Source organism: Klenkia brasiliensis, assembly GCF_900100695.1.
Lineage (GTDB): Bacteria > Actinomycetota > Actinomycetes > Mycobacteriales > Geodermatophilaceae > Klenkia > Klenkia brasiliensis.
The window spans coordinates 406231-426114 of sequence record NZ_FNCF01000002.1; the positions used below are offsets into that span (position 1 = coordinate 406231).

Sequence of the window (19884 nt, forward strand, 5' to 3'; positions counted from 1 at the left end):
GTGCGGGTCAGCGGGTGCCCGACACCTGCAGCGTGGTGGTGGCGACCTGGCGGGTCGTGCCGTCGTCGGCCACGGCGAGGACGGCGACCTCGTGCGGGCCGTCGCCGGCGGGCGCGGCGATCGCCAGGCCGGGGGACAGGCACTGGGTGAGCTCGAGCGCCGGCCCGGCCGCGGTCTGGGTGTAGCTGACCGTGGAGCCGGCGTTGCCGCGGACCGGCTCGCCGTCGACCGTGACCACGTAGGGCACGTCGTCCGGGCCGGCCAGCCGCACGTACATGGTCTGCCCGGCGGTGACCTGGCTGGAGGACACCCCGATCGCGGGGGTGGTGCAGTCGGCGGCCAGCGGCACCTCGTCGGCACCGCGCGAGGAGGTGAAGCCCAGCACCGCGAGCACGACGACGGCCACGGCGAGCCACATCCAGTGATTGCCACGGCGGATGGGCGCCCGGTCCCCGGCCAGCGCGCGCTCGTCGCCGATGTCGCGGGCGAAGTGCTGCGCGGTGCGCCGGTTGCCGGCCGCCAGCTCGGGGTCCTCCCGCCCGCGGACGCCGCCGAAGATGAAGCTCACCCGGTCAGTGTCCCCCCGCCGGCTACTCGGCCGGGGCCGCGCCCGGGCCGGACTGGCCCTGCTGGGTCTCCCCGTGCTGGGTGCCCTGCGGGGCGGTGCCGCGGTCCGTGGCGCCCTCGGCGCCCGGCTGCGGGCCGGACTCCGCCCCGGCCGCCCCCGCCCCCACCGGGGCCATCGAGCGCAGCAGGATCTGGCTGACGTCGAGCACCTCGACGTGCTCGGCGGCCTCGCCCTTCTCCTTCTTGGAGTTCACCGCGTCGGACAGCATCGTGATGCAGAACGGGCACGCGGTGGAGATGACGTCGGGCTCGAGCTCGAGCGCCTCCTCGGTGCGGTTCACGTTGATCCGCGACCCGATCTTCTCCTCCATCCACATGCGCGCCCCGCCGGCGCCGCAGCAGAAGCCGCGGTCCTTGCAGCGGTGCATCTCCTGGGTGCGCAGGCCCTGCACGCTGTCGAGGATCTCCCGCGGCGGGGTGTAGACCTTGTTGTGCCGGCCCAGGAAGCACGGGTCGTGGTAGGTCACCTTGCGGTCGATCGGCGTGACCGGGGTGAGCCGGCCCTCCTCGACCAGCTGGCCCAGCAGCTGGGTGTGGTGCACGACGTCGTAGTCGCCGCCCAGCTGCGGGTACTCGCGGTTGATCGAGTTGAAGCAGTGCGGGCAGGTGGCGACGATCTTGCGCCGGCCGGCCTCCCGGCCCTCGAAGACGGTGTTGAGCGTCTCGACGTTCTCGGCGGCCAGCTGCTGGAAGACGAACTCGTTGCCCATGCGGCGGGCCGGGTCGCCGGTGCAGGTCTCGCCCGAGCCCAGGACGGCGAACTCCACGCCCGCGGTGTGCAGCAGCTCGGCGACGGCCTTGGTGACCTTCTTGGCGCGGTCGTCGATGGCGCCGGCGCAGCCGACCCAGAACAGGTACTCGACGTCGTCGTCGATGGTGCCCTCGACCTGGCGGACCGGGAAGGGCATGTCCTTCATCCACTCGTCGCGGGTGGACGGGCTGACGCCCCACGGGTTGCCGCGGTTCTCCAGGTTGCGCAGCATCACGCCGGCCTCGGAGGGGAAGCTGGACTCGATCAGCGTCTGGTAGCGGCGCATGTCGTTGATGTGGTCGACGTGCTCGATGTCGACGGGGCACTGCTCGACGCAGGCGCCGCAGTTGGTGCAGCTCCACAGCACGTCGGGGTCGATGACCCCGCCCTCCTCGAGGGTGCCGACCAGTGGCCGCTCGGCCTGGGCGTCGTTGGTGCCCTGGACCCGGGCGAAGCCGGAGTACCAGGTCTGCTCCATCGACGGGGCCTCCGGCGTCATGACGGACTCCCCGCCCGCGCTGTCGCCCTTGCCGTCGCCGACCTCGCGGGCCCCCACCAGGTACGGCGCCTTGGCGTACAGGTGGTCCCGCAGGTCCATGATCACCATCTTGGGCGACAGGGGCTTGCCGGTGTTCCAGGCCGGGCACTGGCTCTGGCACCGCCCGCACTCGGTGCAGGTGGTGAAGTCCAGCATCCCCTTCCAGGTGAAGTCCTCGATCTTGCCGCGGCCGAAGACGGCGTCCTCGTCGGGGTCCTCGAAGTCGATCGGGACACCGCCCGACGTCATGGGCTGCATCGGGCCGAGCGCGACCGCGCCGGACTCCTCGCGCTTGAAGTAGATGTTGAAGAAGGCGCTGAACCGGTGCCAGGCCACGCCCATCGTGAGGTTGCGGGCGATCACGATCAGCCACACCAGGCTGACCACGATCTTCACGAACGCGATGACGCTGACCAGGTCGGCGTTGTCCGGGAACAGGTTGGACAGCGCCGAGCTGACCGGGTGCGACCAGCCGGGGGCGTCGTCCAGGCCGGAGGCGATCTTGGCCGCCCGGATGGACAGGATGCAGATGCCGATGACCAGGACGACGGCCTCGACGAAGTAGCCGCGGCCCTCGTTGGAGCCGGTGAAGCGGCCGTTGCGGCCGGTGCGGCGCGGGTGGTCCTTCTGCCGGATCACGATCAGCACCAGGATGCCGAGCACGGTGCCCAGGCCGATCACGTCGACGAACAGGTTCCAGATGCCCCAGGTGCCGATCAGGGGCAGGTGGAAGGCCGGGTCGAACACCTCGCCGAAGGCCTCGACCAGGGTGAGGAACAGGCCGTAGAAGCCCACCATCACGAACCAGTGCGCGGCGCCGATGGTCGACCACTTGAGCATCCGGGTGTGGCCCAGGGACTCCACGGCGAGGTTCTTCAACCGGGGGCCCACGGGGCCGAACCGGGTGCCGTCGGGCTGGCCGGTCTTGATGACCGCCAGCATCTTCCGCACGGCCTGGGTCGCGAGGACCACGGCGACGACGAGCAGCAGCACGCACAGCGTGCCCAGGACGACCTGCAACGGGCCCACGGAACTCCCTCTCCCCACCGGTCGACGACGACCGAGGTGACGTGCCCGGACGATAGTCGAGCGCTCCGACAGGCTACTGGCGAGTAACCCCGGACGGTGCCCGCCGGGTCGCGTTGCCGTCCCCGGGTCCGCCGTGGCAACCTCTGGCGACCGCCCGACCAGCGCCGATCCGCGGCGCTGCGGGTCGGGACGGGGAGGCGGCACGTGCACGGGCAGGTGCGCCGCCGCGTCTACCTCGCCATCTGCGTGCTCGGCCTGGTCGGCTGCGGCTGGCAGATCGCCGGCGCCGAGGGCCACCCGCTGGAGCGCACGGTGTCCTTCCCGCTGCTGGCCGTCTTCCTGGTCGGCGCCGGCGTCGTCCTCGTGCGGCTGCCCGACCGCATCCGGTGGGTCGAGGTCGGCGGGTTCCTCGTGCTGGGCGGCGTGTGGCTGACCACGATGGCCCTGCAGCTGGCCACCGCCGCCGACGACGCCGCGGCCTGGGCCTCGCTGTTCCCCGGGGTGTTCGCCAACCTCTGCCTGCTCGTGGTGCTGGCCCACCTGTGGTTCGACACCCGGTGGGCACTGATCGCCTCCCTGGCCGGGCCGGCCGTGGCCCTGGTGGTGGGGCTGGTCCGCTTCGTGCCCGGCGAGCCCGGGCAGCGCAACTACGCCCCCGACCTGGTCGGCGCGCTGGGCTACGTGGTGGTGCTGGCGATGCTGGCGTTCCTCATGGCGCGCAGCAAGGAGGCGCTGGCGCTCAGCCGCGCCGAGGCCGCCCGGCTGCGGGAGCTCGCGCACACCGACGTGCTCACCGGCCTGCCCAACCGGCGCAGCCTCATCGACGCGCTGCACACCGCCGTCACCGACCGGCGGGCCGGCGGCAGCACCGCCGTCGTGCTGTTCGACCTCGACCACTTCAAGGCGGTCAACGACCGCTACGGCCACGACGTCGGGGACCTGGTGCTGCAGGAGGTGGCCGGGGTGGTGCGGGCCTCGCTGCGCCCGGACGCGGTGTTCGGCCGCTGGGGCGGCGAGGAGTTCCTCGTCGTCGTCCCGCGGGCCGACCTCGACGACGGCGCCGCGGTGGCCGAGCGGCTGCGCCGCGACGTCGCCGCCCACGGCTTCCCGGGCGGGCTGGTGATGACCGCCAGCTTCGGGGTCAGCGTGCTCAGCGACGTGGACTCGGTGGACGCGGTCCTGCTGCGCGCCGACCGGCTGCTCTACGTCGCCAAGGAGGGCGGGCGCGACCTGGTCGTGTCCCGGCTGCCCCGGCCCTGAGGACCCGGGAACACCGCCGAGAGGTTTGCCGTTACGGTGGGCAGGAAAGTTGAGCGGACGCGGCGCAAGGCGCCCGACGCGAGACCACCGGACCTGCACGGCACACCAGCGCACGAGAAGGGCCACATCCCATGGCACGAGCGGTCGGCATCGACCTCGGCACCACCAACTCCGTCGTCACCGTCCTCGAGGGCGGCGAGCCCACGGTCATCGCCAACTCCGAGGGCTCCCGCACCACCCCGTCGGTCGTCGCCTTCGCCAAGAACGGCGAGGTCCTGGTCGGCCAGTCGGCGAAGAACCAGGCGGTCACCAACGTCGACCGCACCATCCGCTCGGTGAAGCGGCACATGGGCACCGACTGGAAGACCGCCGACATCGACGGCAAGCAGTACACCCCGCAGGAGATCAGCGCCCGCGTGCTGCAGAAGCTCAAGCGCGACGCCGAGACCTACCTGGGCGAGCCGGTCACCGAGGCCGTCATCACCGTCCCCGCCTACTTCGAGGACGCCCAGCGCCAGGCCACCAAGGAGGCCGGTGAGATCGCCGGCCTGAACGTGCTGCGCATCGTCAACGAGCCCACCGCCGCGGCCCTGGCCTACGGCCTGGACAAGGGCGAGACCGAGCAGACCATCCTGGTCTTCGACCTCGGTGGCGGCACCTTCGACGTCAGCCTGCTGGAGATCGGCGACGGCGTCATCGAGGTCAAGGCCACCGCCGGTGACAACCAGCTCGGTGGTGACGACTGGGACCAGGCCGTCATGGACCACCTGGTCAAGCAGTTCAACGCGGCCAACGGCATCGACCTGTCCAAGGACAAGCTCGCCATGCAGCGGCTCCGCGAGGCCGCCGAGAAGGCCAAGATCGAGCTGTCGGGCGCGCAGTCGACCAACGTCAACCTGCCCTACATCACCGCCGGCGCCGACGGCCCGCTGCACCTGGACGTCACGATCACCCGCGCGGAGTTCCAGCGGCTGACCCAGACGCTGCTGGACCGCACCAAGGCCCCGTTCAACCAGGCCGTCCGCGACGCGGGCATCTCCGTCGGCCAGATCGACCACGTCGTCCTCGTCGGTGGGTCCACCCGCATGCCGGCCGTGTCCGACCTGGTCCGCGAGCTCACCGGCGGCAAGGAGCCCAACAAGGGCGTCAACCCCGACGAGGTCGTGGCCATCGGTGCCGCGCTGCAGGCCGGCGTGCTCCGCGGCGAGGTCAAGGACGTGCTGCTCCTCGACGTCACCCCGCTGTCCCTGGGCATCGAGACCAAGGGCGGGATCATGACCAAGCTCATCGAGCGCAACACCACGATCCCGACCAAGCGCTCGGAGATCTTCACGACGGCCGACGACAACCAGCCCTCGGTGCAGATCCAGGTCTTCCAGGGCGAGCGCGAGATGGCCGCCTACAACAAGAAGCTCGGCATGTTCGAGCTGACCGGTCTGCCGCCGGCCCCCCGCGGGGTCCCGCAGATCGAGGTGGCCTTCGACATCGACGCCAACGGCATCGTGCACGTCCACGCGAAGGACCTGGGTACGGGCAAGGAGCAGTCGATGACCATCACCGGCGGCTCGGCCCTGCCCAAGGACGACATCGAGCGGATGATGAAGGACGCCGAGGCCCACGCCGAAGAGGACAAGAAGCGCCGCGACGAGGCCGAGACCCGCAACCTGGCCGAGTCCCTCCAGTACCAGACCGAGAAGTTCCTGGCGGAGAACGGCGACAAGATCCCCGAGGACAAGAAGGACGAGCTCGGTGCGGCCCTGACCGACCTGCGCTCGGCCCTCGGCGGCTCCGACATCGCGGCCATCAAGACCGCGCAGGAGAACGTCGCCCGGATCTCCCAGGAGGTCGGCGGTGCGCTCTACGCCCAGCAGGCGGAGAACGCGGCCGGCGCCGAGGGCCAGCCGGGTGCCGCGGGGGCCGGTGCCGCGGGTGCCGCGGGCGCGACCTCGGGCAGCGACGACGACGTCGTCGACGCCGAGATCGTGGACGAGGACACCGACAAGAAGTGACCGACCGACCGCAGGACGAGGAGACCCCGCGCGTCGTCATCCGTGACGAGCGCCGGATCGACCCGACCAGCGGCCAGGTGCGGGAGCCGGCCGGCGAGACCGTTCTGGGCTCGCCGGCCGGCACCGCCGGTCAAGCAGGGTCGACAGCCACCCCAGGGGAGCAGATGAGCGAGCAGAACGGTCCGGCCCCCGAGGCCGGCCAGCCCGACCCGGTGACCCCCGAGGTCCCCGACACCCCGGCCGAGCTGGTCGGTGACGACACCGCCCGGCAGCTGGCCGAGCGGACCGAGGACCTGCAGCGGGTCACCGCCGAGTACGCCAACTACCGGCGGCGGGTCGACCGCGACCGGGTCGCGGTGGTGGACCAGGCGGCCGAGCGCTTCGCCGGCCAGCTGATCCCGATCGTGGACGACATCGAGCGGGCGCGCGAGCACGGTGACCTGACCGGCGCGTTCAAGGTGGTCGCCGACCGCGTGCTGGGCCTGCTCGACGGCCTGGGCGTCGTCACCTTCGGCACCCCGGGCGACCCGTTCGACCCGGCGTTGCACGAAGCCGTGCTGCACGACACCTCCGCCGACGTGCAGGTGCCCACCGCCACCACGGTGCTGCGCCCGGGATTCCGGCGCGGTGACCGGGTGCTGCGCACCGCGATGGTCGGCGTGAGCGACCCCGAGAACCCCGCGCCGCCGGCGCCGGCGGCCGACGGGGAGCAGCAGCCGGGGGACACCCCGGCCGGTTGAGCACGACGCGGGCGGGGCGGCTCCGGCCACCCCGCCCGCACCCGACCATCCCGTCCGGCCACCGGACGCACACCGAGCAGGAGGGGGGCGCCCGATGAGCACCCGGGACTTCATCGAGAAGGACTACTACGCCGCACTGGGCGTCGCCAAGGACGCCGACGCGGCCGCCATCAAGAAGGCCTACCGGGCCCTGGCCCGTGACCTGCACCCGGACAAGAACCCGGGCAACGCGCAGGCCGAGGCCAAGTTCAAGGAGGCCTCCGAGGCCTACGGGGTGCTCTCGGACGCGACCAAGCGCAAGGAGTACGACGAGGCCCGCCGGCTGTTCGGCAGCGGTGGGTTCCGGCCCGGTGGCGGCGGCGGTGGCGGGTTCCCGCCCGGCGGCTTCCCGGCCGGCAGCGCCGGTCAGCCCTTCGACCTCGGCGACCTGTTCGGCGCGGCCTCGGGTGGGGGCGGCGCCCGGGCCGGCGGCCTGGGCGACCTGTTCGGCGGGCTGTTCGGCGGCGGCGGTGGCGGGGCCACCGGCACCCGCAGCCGCCAGCAGGCCGCCTCCGGCCCGGCCCGCGGGCAGGACGTCGAGACCGAGGCGACGCTGGCCTTCGACGAGGCCGTGCTCGGCGTGACCGTGCCGCTGCGCATGCAGAGCCCCGGCTCGTGCCCGACCTGCCACGGCAGCGGAGCCAAGCCCGGCACCGCGCCGCACACCTGCCCGGTCTGCAACGGCGCCGGCGTCACCAGCCGCAGCCAGGGCGCGTTCGCCTTCTCCGAGCCCTGCCGGGAGTGCCGCGGCAGCGGGAGCGTCGTCGACGACCCGTGCGCCACCTGCAAGGGCAGCGGGATCACCGACCAGGTGCGCACGATCACCGTCCGCATCCCGGCCGGCGTCAAGGACGGGCAGCGCATCCGGCTGGCCGGCAAGGGCGCCCCCGGCCGCCGGGGTGGGCCGGCCGGTGACCTGTTCGTGGTCGTGCACGTCACCGGCAGCGAGCTGTTCGGCCGCAGCGGTGACGACCTGACCCTCGACGTCCCGATCAGCTTCGCCGAGGCCGCGCTGGGCACGACGCTGACCGTCCCCACCCTGGACGGCACGGTCTCGCTCAAGGTCCCCGCCGGCACCGCGGGCGGGCGCACCTTCCGGGTGCGCGGCCGCGGGGTGCACGGCAAGGGCCGCACCGGCGACCTGCTGGTCACCGTCAGCATCGCCGTCCCGACCACGCTGGACGCCGACGCCCGGGCCGCGGTCGAGGCGCTGGCCGCCCGGATCGACGAGGACCCGCGACCGCAGGTGACCGCCGCGGTGCGCGCGGGAGGGGGTGTGTGAGGTGAGCGAACCGCGGTCGGTGGCCGACGACGCCCCGGTCTTCGTCATCTCCGTGGCCGCCCAGCTGGCCGGGATGCACGCGCAGACCCTGCGCCAGTACGACCGGCTCGGCCTGGTCAGCCCGGGCCGCACGGCCGGTGGCGGGCGCCGCTACAGCCCGCGCGACGTCGCGCTGCTGCGGGAGGTGCAGCGGCTGTCGCAGGAGGACGGCGTCAACCTGGCCGGCATCAAGCGGATCATCGAGCTGGAGTCCCAGGTCGAGGCGCTGCAGGACCGCGTGCGCGGGCTGCTGGTCGAGGTCGAGGACGCCCGGCACCGCGCGGCGACGGCGGAGGCGGCCGCCACCGGCTTCCGCGCCGACGCCGGCTACGCCTCGCCGGGCACCGCGCTGGTGGTCTGGCGGCCCCGTGGACCGAGGAGCAGCAGGTGAGCGACGGGAACCCCACGCGGCCGGTGCACGTGGAGGACGACGTGAGCACCGCGACGACCACCACCGACCCCGCCGCCCACGAGGCCTACGTCGCCCTCGAGCGCGAGGTGGCCCTGCTGCTCCGGCGGGCCCGGGCGATCCAGGGCCGGCTCGCCGGTGAGCTGCACCGCGGTCTGGACGGCGCCGCCTACGGCCTGCTGGTGCTGCTCGACGACGCCGGTCCGCTGCGCGCCAGCGACGTGGTCGTCCGGCTGGGTCTGGACAAGTCCACGGTCAGCCGGCAGGTCGCCTCGCTGGTCGACGCCGGCCTGGTGGACCGGGTCGCCGACCCCGACGACGGCCGGGCGCAGGTGCTGTCCACCTCCGCCGAGGGGCACCGCCGGCTCTCCGAGATCCGCGACGCCCGCCGGGCGCGCTGGGAGGCCGACCTGGCCGACTGGCCCACCGACGACGTCGCCTCCCTCTCCACCCTGCTGGGCCGGCTCAACCGGCTCGGCGAGGCCCGCGAGGCCCAGGTCAGCGGCGCCGTCCCCGCCGCGGACTGAACCCACCCCGCAGCCCTCTCCCGGCCGCGTCCCCGCACGGGGGCGCGGCCGTCGTGCGTCCTGGGTGACCCACATCTCCGGCACATCGGTTGCAGACCTCAACCAACTGGGTGAAGATGGTTGAGGTCTACAACAACGTCGGAGGTGCAGCGTGCACGTCGCCCAGGACACGGCCGACCGGCTGACCGCCGGTCTGGGTCAGCTCATCCGCGCCGGCCGCCAGATCTCGCACCGGGCCGCCCACGAGCTCTACGGCGACCTGCCCGGCTTCGGCTGGGCCCTGCTGGTCCCCCTCGAGCGCGACGGCGAGCAGCGGTGCAGCGCCCTGGCCGCCGACCTCGGCGTCGACGGGTCCGTCGTCAGCCGGCAGGTCGCCGCGCTCGAGCGCGCCGGCTACCTGGTGCGCCGGCCCGACCCGGTCGACGGCCGGGCCAGCCTGATCGGCCTCAGCGAGGCCGGTGCGGCCGCCCTGGCCCGCACCCGCGAGGTGCGCGGCGAGTGGGCCGCGGCCGCGCTGGCCGACTGGACCGACGAGGAGGCAGCCACCCTGTGCCGCCTCCTCGAGCGCCTCACCGCCGACCTGGGGGTCGGCCGCGCGCCCCGGCCGGAGGCCGCGGCATGAGCACCCCCGCACCCGCCACCCACCACGAGCACGCAGGAGCAGCACGCATGGCGAGCACCACCACCGCCGACCGCGCGGCCGCACGCCCGGCCGAGGAGTCCCCGGTCGAGCAGCAGGGCCGGATGAGCCACCGGCAGATCCTCGAGGCCCTGTCCGGGCTGATGCTGGCGCTGTTCGTCGCCATGCTGTCCTCGACGGTCGTCTCCAACGCCCTGCCGACGATCATCACCGACCTGCGCGGGTCGCAGAGCCAGTACACCTGGGTGGTCACCGCCACCCTGCTGGCCAGCACGGCCTCCACCCCGATCTGGGGCAAGCTGTCGGACCTGATGAGCAAGAAGCTGCTCGTCCAGATCGCCATCGTGGTCTTCGTGACCGGCTCGGTGCTGGCCGGGTTGTCGCAGTCGGTGCCCATGCTGATCGGCTGGCGCGTGCTGCAGGGTCTGGGCCTGGGCGGTCTGCAGGCCCTGGTGCAGATCGCGATGGCCGCGATGATCAGCCCGCGCGAGCGCGGCCGGTACTCCGGTCTGCTGGGCGGCGTGATGGCCGTGGCCACCGTCGCCGGGCCGCTCATCGGCGGCCTGCTGGTGGACACCAGCTGGCTGGGCTGGCGGTGGTGCTTCTTCGTCGGCGTCCCCGTCGCCGTCGTCGCCCTGGTGCTGCTGCAGCGCACGCTGCACCTGCCCACCGTCAAGCGCACCGTGCACATCGACTACCTGGGCGCGGCCTTCCTCACCGCCGGCGTCTCCCTGCTGCTGATCTGGGTGACCCTGGCCGGTGACAGCTTCGCCTGGCTGTCGCTGGACACCGCGCTGATGGTCGGCGGCGGCGTGCTCGCCGTCGTGGCCTTCCTGGTCACCGAGACCCGCGCGAAGGAGCCGATCGTCCCGCTGCGGTTGTTCCGCGAGCGCACCACGACGCTGGCGATCATCGCCTCGGTGGCCGTCGGCGTAGCGCTGTTCGGCTCCACGGTCTTCCTCGGCCAGTACCTGCAGATCTCGCGCGGCTACTCGCCGACCGCGGCCGGTCTGCTGACCATCCCCATGGTCGGCGGGCTGCTGGTCTCCTCCACCGTCTCGGGCATCCTGATCTCCCGCTACGGCCGGTGGAAGGCCTACCTGGTCGCCGGGTCGGTGCTGGTCGCCGCCGGGTTCGGGCTGCTGTCGACGGTCGACCACACCACGAACATGGTGCTGCTGGGCGTCTTCCTCGCCGTCCTCGGCCTGGGCATCGGCATGACGATGCAGAACCTGGTCCTGGCGGTGCAGAACACCGTGGCCGCGACCGACCTGGGTGCGGCCAGCTCCGCGGTGGCCTTCTTCCGCAGCCTGGGCGGCACGATCGGCGTCTCGGTGCTGGGCGCCGTGCTCAGCGCCCGGGTCTCCACGCTGATCACGGCAGGGCTGCCCGCCGGGGCCGCAGCGCAGGCCAGCGGCGGGGACGTGGGCCTGGCGAACCTGGCCGACGCACCGGCCCCGGTGCAGGACCTCATCCGGGTGTCCTACGGCGACGCGACCGGCCGGATCTTCCTGGTGGCGGCGGTCCTGTCGGTGGTCACCGTGGTGTCCGTGCTGTTCATCAAGGAGGTCGCCCTGCGCACCGAGAGCGGCGACGAGCGGGCCCGCGCCGAGCGCGGCGGTGCGCCGGCCCTGGTCGACAGCACCGTCGCGGTGGACCAGCAGCTGGCCGGCCGGCACGCCGTCGGCGGGCTGGATGCCCCCGAGCACCCGGTCCGGGCGACGGTCTTCCTCGACGAGGAGGAGCACGGCCGCCACGAGGCGCCGGTGCCCGCCGGTCGCTGACCGACCCGCGACCCAGCAGGGCCCGCCCCCGGATCCCGGGGGCGGGCCCTGCGGCGTCAGGAGCTGCCGGAGCTCGCGTCGGCCCCGGAGCCCGAGGACGACGTGACGCCGGACCCGGCGGAGAGGCCCGGGTCGGAGCCGGTGGAGGACGAGCCGGTGGACGAGTCGCCGGACGTGCTGGACGTCGAGCCGGACGTGGCGGACGTCGTCCCGCTCGTGGACTCGGCGGTCGTCGCGGTGCCGGTGCCGGTGCCGGTGTCGGCCAGGGCGACCGTGGCGGCGCCGGTGCCGGCCATCACCGCGGCGGCCACACCGGCGGTGGCGATCCGCAGGCGCAGCGTGCCGCGCCGGCGTGCTTCGAACGGGGTCTCGGGCTCCATGGCGACGACGGTGCCCGGGGTGGCCGTGCACCGGCTGTGCGGCGGCTGGGGAACGCAGCAGGGCCCCCTCCCGCGGACGGGTGGGGGCCCTGCGCTGGTGCGGGGTGGGTCAGGAGACGAGCGCGGCGTCCAGCGTGATGTCGACGCCGGTCAGCGCCTTGCTCACCGGGCAGCCGGCCTTGGCGTCCTCGGCGGCCTGCTTGAAGCCGGCCTCGTCCAGGCCGCTGACCTCACCGCGGACGGTGAGCTTGATGCCGGTCAGCTTGAACCCGCCGTTGGCGGAGTCCGGGCCGAGCGAGACGTCGGCGGAGACCTCGAGGCTCTCCGGGGTGCCGCCGGCCTGCGCGATCAGGGCGGAGAACTGCATCGCGTAGCAGGCCGAGTGGGCCGCCGCGATGAGCTCCTCGGGGGAGGTGGTGCCACCGGCCTCGTCGGCCGCGCGCTTGGGGAAGGACACGTCGTAGGTGCCGACCTTCGAGCTGCTGAGCTCGACCTGGCCGGAGCCCTCCTCGAGGGTGCCGTTCCAGGCGGTGCGTGCGGTGCGAGTGGGCATGAGCGCTCCTTCGTCGTCTGGCCGCCGCTCTTCGACGGGCCGTTCGATCGCGCACAACCGATCAGTTCGGTGAACTGTTCCCGTCCGACGAGACGCGGTCCGTGAGGCTCCGCAGCTCGCCCTTCAGGTGGTCGAACTCGGCGATCGTCATGCCCAGTGCCCCGATCATGTCGCGTGACACCTCGACCGCCTGGCTCTCCAGCTCGCGGCCGGCCGCGGTGAGCTGGATGGACACCGAGCGCTCGTCGTCGACGCGGCGGTGGCGGGTGACCAGGCCGGCCGCGGTGAGGCGCTTGAGCAGCGGGGACAGCGTGCCGGAGTCCAGCGCCAGACGGCTGCCGAGCTGGCCGACGGTCTGGCCGTCCTCCTCCCACAGCAGCATCATGACCAGGTACTGGGGATAGGTGAGCCCCATCTTGTCCAGCATGGGGCGGTAGCGGGCGGTGACCGCCCGCGAGGCTGCGTAGAGGGCGAAGCACAGCTGGTCGTCCAGCTCGACGCTGGGCTGTGGGGTGTCCGGCATTCCACAAGCTTAGGGGGCGCAATGCAACCTCGTGATCCGGGCGGTCTCGTTGCGCCTTCCGGGTTGAGCGGAACAGACTCAACTCTGCGATCGTTGTCCCCGGCGACACCCTCCGACGGAAGGACCCCATCCCGACCATGGACAAGCTGACCACCCGCGCGCAGGAGGCCATCGCCGCAGCCCAGCGGCTCGCGGTCGACCGCGGCCAGGCCGCCCTCGAGCCGCTGCACCTCCTGCTGGCCCTGCTCGACCAGACCGACGGCATCGCCGGTCCGCTGCTGCAGGCCACCGGTGCCGTGCCCGGCGAGGTCCGCGCCCGGGCCGAGGCGGCCCTGCGGCGGATGCCCAGCGTCTCCGGCTCGACCGTGGCCGCCCCCTCGCCCTCGCGCGACTTCCTGCGGGTGGTCAACGCCGCGGGCGAGCAGGCCACCGCGCTCGGCGACGAGTTCGTCTCCACCGAGCACCTGCTGGTCGGGCTGGCCGCCGTCGGGGGCGAGGCCGGGTCGGCGCTGACCGCCGCCGGTGCCACCGACGAGGCGCTGCTGGCGGCCTTCCGCACGGTGCGCGGCAACCGCAAGGTCACCTCCGCCGACCCCGAGGGCACCTACCGGGCGCTGGAGAAGTACGCCGTCGACCTCACCGAGCGGGCCCGCGAGGGCAGGGTCGACCCGGTCATCGGCCGGGACACCGAGATCCGCCGCGTCGTGCAGGTGCTCTCCCGCCGCACCAAGAACAACCCCGTGCTGATCGGCGAGCCCGGTGTGGGCAAGACGGCGATCGTCGAGGGCCTGGCCCAGCGCATCGTGGCCGGCGACGTCCCCGAGAGCCTCAAGGGCAAGCGGCTGATGAGCCTGGACCTGTCGGCCATGGTGGCCGGCGCCAAGTTCCGCGGTGAGTTCGAGGAGCGGCTCAAGGCCGTGCTCCAGGAGATCACCGAGTCCGACGGCGAGGTCGTCACCTTCATCGACGAGCTGCACACCATCGTGGGTGCCGGCGCCAGCGGCGACTCCGCCATGGACGCCGGCAACATGATCAAGCCGATGCTGGCCCGCGGCGAGCTGCGGATGGTCGGCGCGACCACGCTGGACGAGTACCGCGAGCACATCGAGAAGGACCCGGCCCTGGAGCGCCGCTTCCAGCAGGTGTTCGTCGGCGAGCCCACCGTCGAGGACACGATCGGCATCCTGCGTGGCCTCAAGGAGCGCTACGAGGTGCACCACGGCGTCCGCATCACCGACGCCGCGATCGTCTCCGCGGCGACCCTGTCCGACCGCTACGTGACCGCCCGGTTCCTGCCCGACAAGGCCATCGACCTCGTCGACGAGGCCGCCAGCCGGCTGCGCATGGAGATCGACAGCCGCCCCGTCGAGGTCGACGAGGTCGAGCGGGTCGTCCGCCGGCTGGAGATCGAGGAGATGGCGCTGGCCAAGGAGGAGGACGAGGCCAGCCAGCAGCGGCTGGTCGCCCTCCGCGAGGACCTCGCCGACCGCCGCGAGCTGCTGGACCAGCTCACCGCCCGCTGGCAGCAGGACAAGGGCGCCATCGACCGGATCCGGGAGACCAAGGAGCGGCTGGAGTCCGTGCGCCAGGAGGCCGAGCGCGCCGAGCGCGACGGCAACCTGGCCCGGGTGGCCGAGCTGCGCTACGGCCAGCTGCCGGCACTGGAGAAGGCGCTGTCCGAGGCCTCGGCGAGCACCGCCGACGCCTCGATGCTCAAGGAGGAGGTCGGCCCCGACGACATCGCCGAGGTCGTGCAGTCCTGGACCGGCATCCCCGCCGGCCGGCTGCTCGAGGGCGAGACGGCCAAGCTGCTGCGCATGGAGGACGTGCTCTCCGGGCGCGTCGTCGGCCAGCCCGAGGCGGTGCGCGCCGTGGCCGACGCCGTCCGCCGCGCCCGCTCCGGCGTGGCCGACCCCGACCGGCCCACCGGGTCCTTCCTGTTCCTGGGCCCCACCGGCGTCGGCAAGACCGAGCTGGCCAAGGCGCTGGCGGAGTTCCTCTTCGACGACGAGCGGGCGATGGTCCGCATCGACATGAGCGAGTACTCCGAGAAGCACTCGGTGTCCCGGCTGGTCGGGGCGCCCCCCGGCTACGTCGGCTACGAGGCCGGCGGCCAGCTCACCGAGGCGGTGCGGCGCCGTCCGTACACGATCGTGCTGCTCGACGAGGTCGAGAAGGCCCACCCCGACGTGTTCGACGTCCTGCTGCAGGTGCTCGACGACGGCCGGCTCACCGACGGCCAGGGCCGGACCGTGGACTTCCGGAACACCATCCTGGTGCTGACGTCCAACCTGGGCTCCCAGGTCATCGCCGACCAGTCGATCCCCGCCGACGCCAAGCGGCGGGCCGTGGACGACGTCGTGCGGGCGCACTTCAAGCCGGAGTTCCTCAACCGCCTGGACGACGTCGTGGTCTTCCGCCCGCTGGGCACCGACGAGCTCACCGGCATCGTCGACATCCAGGTCGCGGTGCTGGCCCGGCGGCTGGCGGCCCGGCGGCTGACCCTCGAGGTCTCCGACGCGGCCCGGGAGTGGCTGGCGATGAACGGCTTCGACCCGGTCTACGGCGCGCGCCCGCTGCGCCGGCTCGTGCAGTCGGCGATCGGGGACCAGCTGGCCCGCGCGCTGCTGTCCGGGGACATCCGGGACGGCGACGTGGTGGCCGTGGACGTGGCCGGCGACCTCGACGCCGGGCTCGTCGTCCGCCGGGCCGGCAGCACCCCGCCGCCGGCCGACGGCGCAGCCGAGCCGCCGCGCGCACTGACCGTCTGACCTGCGGGCCGACCGACGGCGCCCACCGACCCACCCGGTCGGTGGGCGCCGTCGTGTTCCGGGTCGCCGGAGTCCGGGGCAGCCGTCATGATCTTCCCGCCCGGGTGCGCCGGGCCCGACGGAGGAGGACGCATGACGTCAGGACAGAACCCCGGCGAGTGGGGCCAGCCCGGACAGGGTCAGCCGCCGCAGGGTCAGCCGTACGGCCAGCAGCCCGGCTACCAGCAGGGGCAGCCGGGCCAGGGCCAGCAGCCCGGCTACCAGCAGGGCTACGGCCAGCAGCCCGGGTACCAGCAGGGCTACGGCCAGCAGCCCGGGTACCAGCAGGGGTACGGCCAGCAGGGGTACGGCCAGCAGCCCGGCGGCTACCCGGCCGCGCCGAACGCCGGCTGGGGGCCGCAGGGGCCTGGCGGTCCCGCGCCGGCCCGGCCGTCGACGGTCACCAACGGCGTCTACGCCTTCGTCGCGGCCACGGTCCTCGGGCTCATCGGGTCGATCGTGACCTTCCTGAACCTCGACACGATCCTGGACAACGCCTACCGCGACGCCGGCATCGACCCGAACTCGGTGGACGCCTCGCTGTCGGGGGTGAGCAACGGCGCCGCCACCGGGGCCGCCGTCTTCGGACTCATCCTGTTCGCCGCCTACTGCGCGGTCATCTGGTTCGCCTACCAGGGCAAGAACTGGGCGCGGATCGTGCTGTTCGTGCTCGGTGGGCTCAGCCTGATCGGCGGGATCGTCGGCATCGGTGGGAACGGGATCGCCATCCTGACGATCCTGAACATCCTGCAGCTGATCCTCACCGCGGCCGGCATCTTCTTCCTGGCCCAGAAGGCGTCCAGCCAGTGGTACGCCGCCATGAAGGGTCGCTGACCACCACCTGACCGGGGCCGTCGTCCACCTCCCGTGGGCGGCGGCCCCGCGCCGTCCGCCGTCGAGCGAGCAGCACGAGGAGAGCACGATGACCGGCTACGGCCCGCCGCCCGGCTACGGACCCCCGCCCGGGTACGGCCCTCCGCCCGGCTACGGACCCCCGCCCGGGTACGGCCCGCCGCCGGGCTACCCGTTCGGCCCGCCGCGGCCGGTCCCGCCGCCGATGGCCCGCCCGGCCGTCGTCACCGCGGGCGTGGCCGGGTTCGTCGCCGCCGCCCTCGTCGGCCTGGTCAGCTCGGTGGTCGTGCTGGCCAACCGCGACGCCTACGTCGAGCAGGCCCTGCGCGACGCCGGGCTCAGCGGCACCGGGTTCGACTCCGGGTTCGGCGAGGCCTTCATCGGCAGCGTCAGCACCGCGGCGACCACCGCCGCGGCGGTCGTCGCACTGCTGGGCGTCGCGCTCTACGCGACCATGGCCGCCTTCGCCCGGCAGGGCCACAACTGGGCCCGCATCGTGCTGTGGGTGCTCGCCGGCCTGGGGCTGCTCGGCCTGGTCGGCGCCCTGCAGGCACCGCTGGTCGCGGTCACCGTGCTCGGCCTGCTGCAGGTCGCCCTGCTGGCCGCCGGGTCGGTGCTGCTGGCGCTCGGCCCGGCGAACGCCTGGTACCGGGTCCGCGGGCTGCGCCGCTCGGCGAACCTGCCCGGCTGACCGTCAGCCCGCCCGGGTGGGCAGCCACTCCCGGGTCGCCCGGGCCAGCAGGCTGGCCACCGCCGCCACGCACAGCACCAGCACCAGCAGCGAGGAGATCGTCGTCCCGCCGGCGGTCAGCGACGACAGCACGGTGCGCAGGGCGATGAACAGCCCGACCGCCACACCGGTCCAGCGCGCCCAGCTGCGGCGGCGCAGCAGGAACACCGCGGCCAGCCCGGCCAGCAGGCCCAGCACCAGGTACAGCACCTGGCCCAGCACCAGGCTCCGGGTGACCGCGGCGCGGTCGAGGTCCGGCTGGGCCGCCAGGTACTGGTCGACCACGGTGTCGCGACCCACCAGGGTGAGCGCGGTGCTCGCGACGAGCAGCACCCCGACGGCGAGCAGGGTGCCGGCGGCCACCCGCACCGACGGGGGAGGGGGCGCGGCGGAGGTCACCGGCCCACCCTGGCACGGCGTGCACCGCGTCCAGGTGCCGGATGCCCGACACTGGTCCAGGCCCGAGCACGCTCACCGGACACCTGGAGCCCCGACCATGACCAGCACCCGCCCCGCGCGCGGCGCCCTGATCTCGGCCGCCGTCGCCCTCGTCGCCGTGCTGTCCGGCTGCTCCTCCGACGACGGCGGCGGCACCGCCGCCGCCAGCAGCGCCACCGCCACCTCCGCGCCGTCGACGGCGCCCTCGACCGACCCCGTCGGCGCCGGCTGCGCGCAGCTGCCCGCCGACGCCCTGGCCGCGCTGGCCACCCAGCCGGTCGGCTCCGCCCTGCCCGGCGTGCCGCTGCTGAGCACGCTGGCCACCGCGGTCGGTGCCGCGAACCTGACCTCGGCGCTGGACGCGCAGAGCGGGATCACGGTCTTCGCGCCGGTCGACGCCGCCTTCGGCGCCGTCCCCGCCGACCAGACCAACGCCCTGCTGGCCGACCTGCCCCGGCTGACGTCGGTGCTGCAGCACCACGTGGTCAGCGGCCGGCTCTCGCCCGACCAGGTGGTCGGGGACCACACGACGCTGCTCGGGGACACCGTCACGGTGACCGGCTCGGCCGACGCCCCCGTCGTCTCCGCCGACCAGACGCTGCTCGGCGCGGCCGACGCGACGGTCGTCTGCGGCAACGTGCAGACCGCGAACGCGACCCTGTACCTGGTCGACCAGGTGCTCGCCCCCCAGGCCTGAGCGGGCCGGTCGCCGTCCTGCGTAGGGTCGGCCGCATGACGGCGCCGACCTCGCACCCCGACCGGACCCGGCTGCTGGAGCTGATCACCGACCTCGCCGTCGTGCACGGGAAGGTGACGCTCTCCTCGGGCCGGGAGGCCGACTGGTACATCGACCTGCGCCGGCTGACCCTGCACCACGAGGGCGCCCCGCTGGTCGGCCGGGTGATGCGGCAGCTGACCGGCGACCTGCGCTACGACGTCGTCGGCGGGCTCACCCTGGGCGCCGACCCGGTGGCCACGGCGATGCTGCACGCCGCCGGCGACGGCGAGGGCTTCCTGGACGCCTGCGTGGTGCGCAAGCAGGGCAAGGCGCACGGCCTGCAGCGGCGGATCGAAGGGCCGGACGTCGCCGGCCGGACCGTGCTGGTGGTCGAGGACGTCTCCACCACCGGCAGCAGCCCCTTGACCGCGGCCGAGGCGCTGACCGAGGCCGGCGCCGAGGTCATCGGGGTGGCCGTCATCGTCGACCGGGGCGCCCGGGCCGCCGTCGAGGCCGCCGGCTACGAATACCGCGCCGCGTTCTCCCTCGAGGACCTTGGGCTGAGCTGATCAGGCGGGGCGGCCGCTGCGGCGGCCGCGCACGACCTCGATGACCACGGGGACGAGCGACAGCGCGACGACGCCGAGGATGAACAGCTCGACGTGGTCGCGGACGACGGAGACCTGGCCGAGGAAGTAGCCCAGCAGCGTCACCCCGGCCGCCCACAGCACCCCGCCGAGCACCGACCAGACCACGTAGCGGCGGACGTCCATGCGCGAGACACCGGCCATGACGGTGGCGAAGGTGCGCACGATGGGCACGAACCGGGCCAGCAGGATCGTCCGGTTGCCGTTGCGGTCGAAGAAGGCCTGCGCCCGGTGCACGTGCTCGACCTTGAACAGCCGGCTGTCGGGTTTGTTGAACACCGCGGGGCCCACCCGGCGGCCGATCCAGTAGCCGACCAGGTTGCCGGCGATCGCGGCGAGGGGCAGCGCGACCAGCAGCACCCACAGCGGCACGGTGAGCACCCCGCTGGCGACCAGCAGACCCGCGGTGAACAGCAGCGAGTCGCCGGGCAGGAAGAACCCGATCAGCAGACCGCACTCGGCGAACAGGATCACCATGATCCCGATCAGCCCGAAGGTGTTGATCAGGTGCGTCGGGTCCAGGAAGGAGCTCACGGCGCGGGACCGTACGTGCGCCGCC

At 73.6% G+C, this 19884-nt stretch carries 20 protein-coding genes; 13 read left to right on the top strand and 7 right to left on the bottom strand.

Going from position 1 to position 19884, the window contains the following annotated elements; all coding sequences use genetic code 11:
- Window positions 1-7 precede the first annotated feature (7 nt).
- Both BLT39_RS06260 and BLT39_RS06265 read right to left on the bottom strand, forming a co-directional pair.
- A complete protein-coding gene (locus BLT39_RS06260) occupies window positions 8-568 on the bottom strand; it encodes a hypothetical protein (protein WP_091060577.1) in 561 nt (186 codons plus the stop codon).
- A gap of 22 nt (window positions 569-590) precedes the next feature.
- A complete protein-coding gene (locus BLT39_RS06265; protein WP_091060580.1) occupies window positions 591-2945 on the bottom strand; it encodes a 4Fe-4S dicluster domain-containing protein in 2355 nt (784 codons plus the stop codon).
- Window positions 2946-3149: 204 nt separating this feature from the next.
- Between BLT39_RS06265 and BLT39_RS06270 the strand changes: the two genes are divergently transcribed.
- The 8 genes from BLT39_RS06270 (at window position 3150) to BLT39_RS06305 (ending at window position 11674) form a co-directional block, all read left to right on the top strand.
- Window positions 3150-4205 (top strand): GGDEF domain-containing protein, encoded by a 1056-nt coding sequence (locus BLT39_RS06270; RefSeq protein ID WP_091060583.1) that lies wholly within the window; start codon window positions 3150-3152, stop codon window positions 4203-4205.
- Window positions 4206-4336: 131 nt separating this feature from the next.
- A complete protein-coding gene (dnaK, locus tag BLT39_RS06275; RefSeq protein ID WP_091060586.1) occupies window positions 4337-6214 on the top strand; it encodes a molecular chaperone DnaK in 1878 nt (625 codons plus the stop codon).
- Window positions 6211-6954: a nucleotide exchange factor GrpE gene (gene grpE, locus BLT39_RS06280; protein WP_091060589.1), complete on the top strand. Its 744-nt coding sequence runs from the start codon at window positions 6211-6213 to the stop codon at window positions 6952-6954. The genes dnaK and grpE overlap by 4 nt, the downstream gene beginning before the upstream one ends.
- A 94-nt stretch (window positions 6955-7048) precedes the next feature.
- Window positions 7049-8275, top strand: a complete 1227-nt coding sequence (gene dnaJ / locus BLT39_RS06285) for a molecular chaperone DnaJ (protein ID WP_091060592.1) — start codon at window positions 7049-7051, stop codon at window positions 8273-8275.
- A gap of 1 nt (window position 8276) precedes the next feature.
- The gene (locus BLT39_RS06290) at window positions 8277-8705 is read left to right on the top strand and encodes a heat shock protein transcriptional repressor HspR (RefSeq protein ID WP_091060595.1); all 429 of its coding nucleotides are present in this window, start codon (window positions 8277-8279) and stop codon (window positions 8703-8705) included.
- Window positions 8702-9250 carry a MarR family winged helix-turn-helix transcriptional regulator gene (locus BLT39_RS06295; RefSeq protein WP_242658203.1) on the top strand — a complete coding sequence of 183 codons (549 nt, stop codon included), beginning with the start codon at window positions 8702-8704 and terminating at the stop codon, window positions 9248-9250. Before BLT39_RS06290 ends, BLT39_RS06295 begins: the two co-directional genes overlap by 4 nt.
- Before the next feature lie 151 nt (window positions 9251-9401).
- A complete protein-coding gene (locus tag BLT39_RS06300) occupies window positions 9402-9872 on the top strand; it encodes a MarR family winged helix-turn-helix transcriptional regulator (RefSeq protein WP_091060598.1) in 471 nt (156 codons plus the stop codon).
- Window positions 9873-9919: 47 nt separating this feature from the next.
- A complete protein-coding gene (locus BLT39_RS06305; RefSeq protein WP_091060603.1) occupies window positions 9920-11674 on the top strand; it encodes an MDR family MFS transporter in 1755 nt (584 codons plus the stop codon).
- Window positions 11675-11730: 56 nt separating this feature from the next.
- Here the strand turns inward: BLT39_RS06305 and BLT39_RS06310 are convergent, their stop codons facing one another.
- From BLT39_RS06310 to BLT39_RS06320, 3 genes are all read right to left on the bottom strand, one after another.
- Window positions 11731-12054 (bottom strand): hypothetical protein, encoded by a 324-nt coding sequence (locus BLT39_RS06310; RefSeq protein WP_091060607.1) that lies wholly within the window; start codon window positions 12052-12054, stop codon window positions 11731-11733.
- Between the two features lie 109 nt (window positions 12055-12163).
- Window positions 12164-12607 (bottom strand): OsmC family protein, encoded by a 444-nt coding sequence (locus BLT39_RS06315; protein WP_091060611.1) that lies wholly within the window; start codon window positions 12605-12607, stop codon window positions 12164-12166.
- Window positions 12608-12668: 61 nt separating this feature from the next.
- On the bottom strand, window positions 12669-13130 hold the full coding sequence (locus BLT39_RS06320; protein WP_091060615.1) for a MarR family winged helix-turn-helix transcriptional regulator: 462 nt from the start codon (window positions 13128-13130) through the stop codon (window positions 12669-12671).
- Window positions 13131-13267: 137 nt separating this feature from the next.
- Between BLT39_RS06320 and clpB the strand changes: the two genes are divergently transcribed.
- The 3 genes from clpB to BLT39_RS06335 all read left to right on the top strand — a co-directional run bounded on the left by clpB (window position 13268) and on the right by BLT39_RS06335 (window position 17483).
- On the top strand, window positions 13268-15901 hold the full coding sequence (clpB, locus tag BLT39_RS06325; protein ID WP_091060619.1) for an ATP-dependent chaperone ClpB: 2634 nt from the start codon (window positions 13268-13270) through the stop codon (window positions 15899-15901).
- Window positions 15902-16033: 132 nt separating this feature from the next.
- A complete protein-coding gene (locus BLT39_RS22695; RefSeq protein ID WP_091060623.1) occupies window positions 16034-16774 on the top strand; it encodes a hypothetical protein in 741 nt (246 codons plus the stop codon).
- Between the two features lie 88 nt (window positions 16775-16862).
- Window positions 16863-17483, top strand: a complete 621-nt coding sequence (locus BLT39_RS06335; protein ID WP_091060626.1) for a hypothetical protein — start codon at window positions 16863-16865, stop codon at window positions 17481-17483.
- A gap of 3 nt (window positions 17484-17486) precedes the next feature.
- Here the strand turns inward: BLT39_RS06335 and BLT39_RS06340 are convergent, their stop codons facing one another.
- The gene (locus BLT39_RS06340) at window positions 17487-17921 is read right to left on the bottom strand and encodes a hypothetical protein (RefSeq protein WP_131801419.1); all 435 of its coding nucleotides are present in this window, start codon (window positions 17919-17921) and stop codon (window positions 17487-17489) included.
- A gap of 97 nt (window positions 17922-18018) precedes the next feature.
- On the opposite strand from BLT39_RS06340, the gene BLT39_RS06345 reads away from it, so the two are divergent.
- Together BLT39_RS06345 and pyrE are read left to right on the top strand one after the other, a co-directional pair.
- Complete coding sequence (locus BLT39_RS06345; RefSeq protein WP_091060632.1) at window positions 18019-18657, top strand: fasciclin domain-containing protein; 639 nt, start codon at window positions 18019-18021, stop codon at window positions 18655-18657.
- A 35-nt stretch (window positions 18658-18692) separates the two neighbouring features.
- Window positions 18693-19247, top strand: a complete 555-nt coding sequence (pyrE, locus tag BLT39_RS06350; RefSeq protein WP_091060635.1) for an orotate phosphoribosyltransferase — start codon at window positions 18693-18695, stop codon at window positions 19245-19247.
- Here the strand turns inward: pyrE and BLT39_RS06355 are convergent, their stop codons facing one another.
- Window positions 19248-19859, bottom strand: coding sequence for a DedA family protein (locus BLT39_RS06355; RefSeq protein ID WP_242658205.1), 612 nt, complete (start codon window positions 19857-19859; stop codon window positions 19248-19250).
- Window positions 19860-19884: the final 25 nt, after the last annotated feature.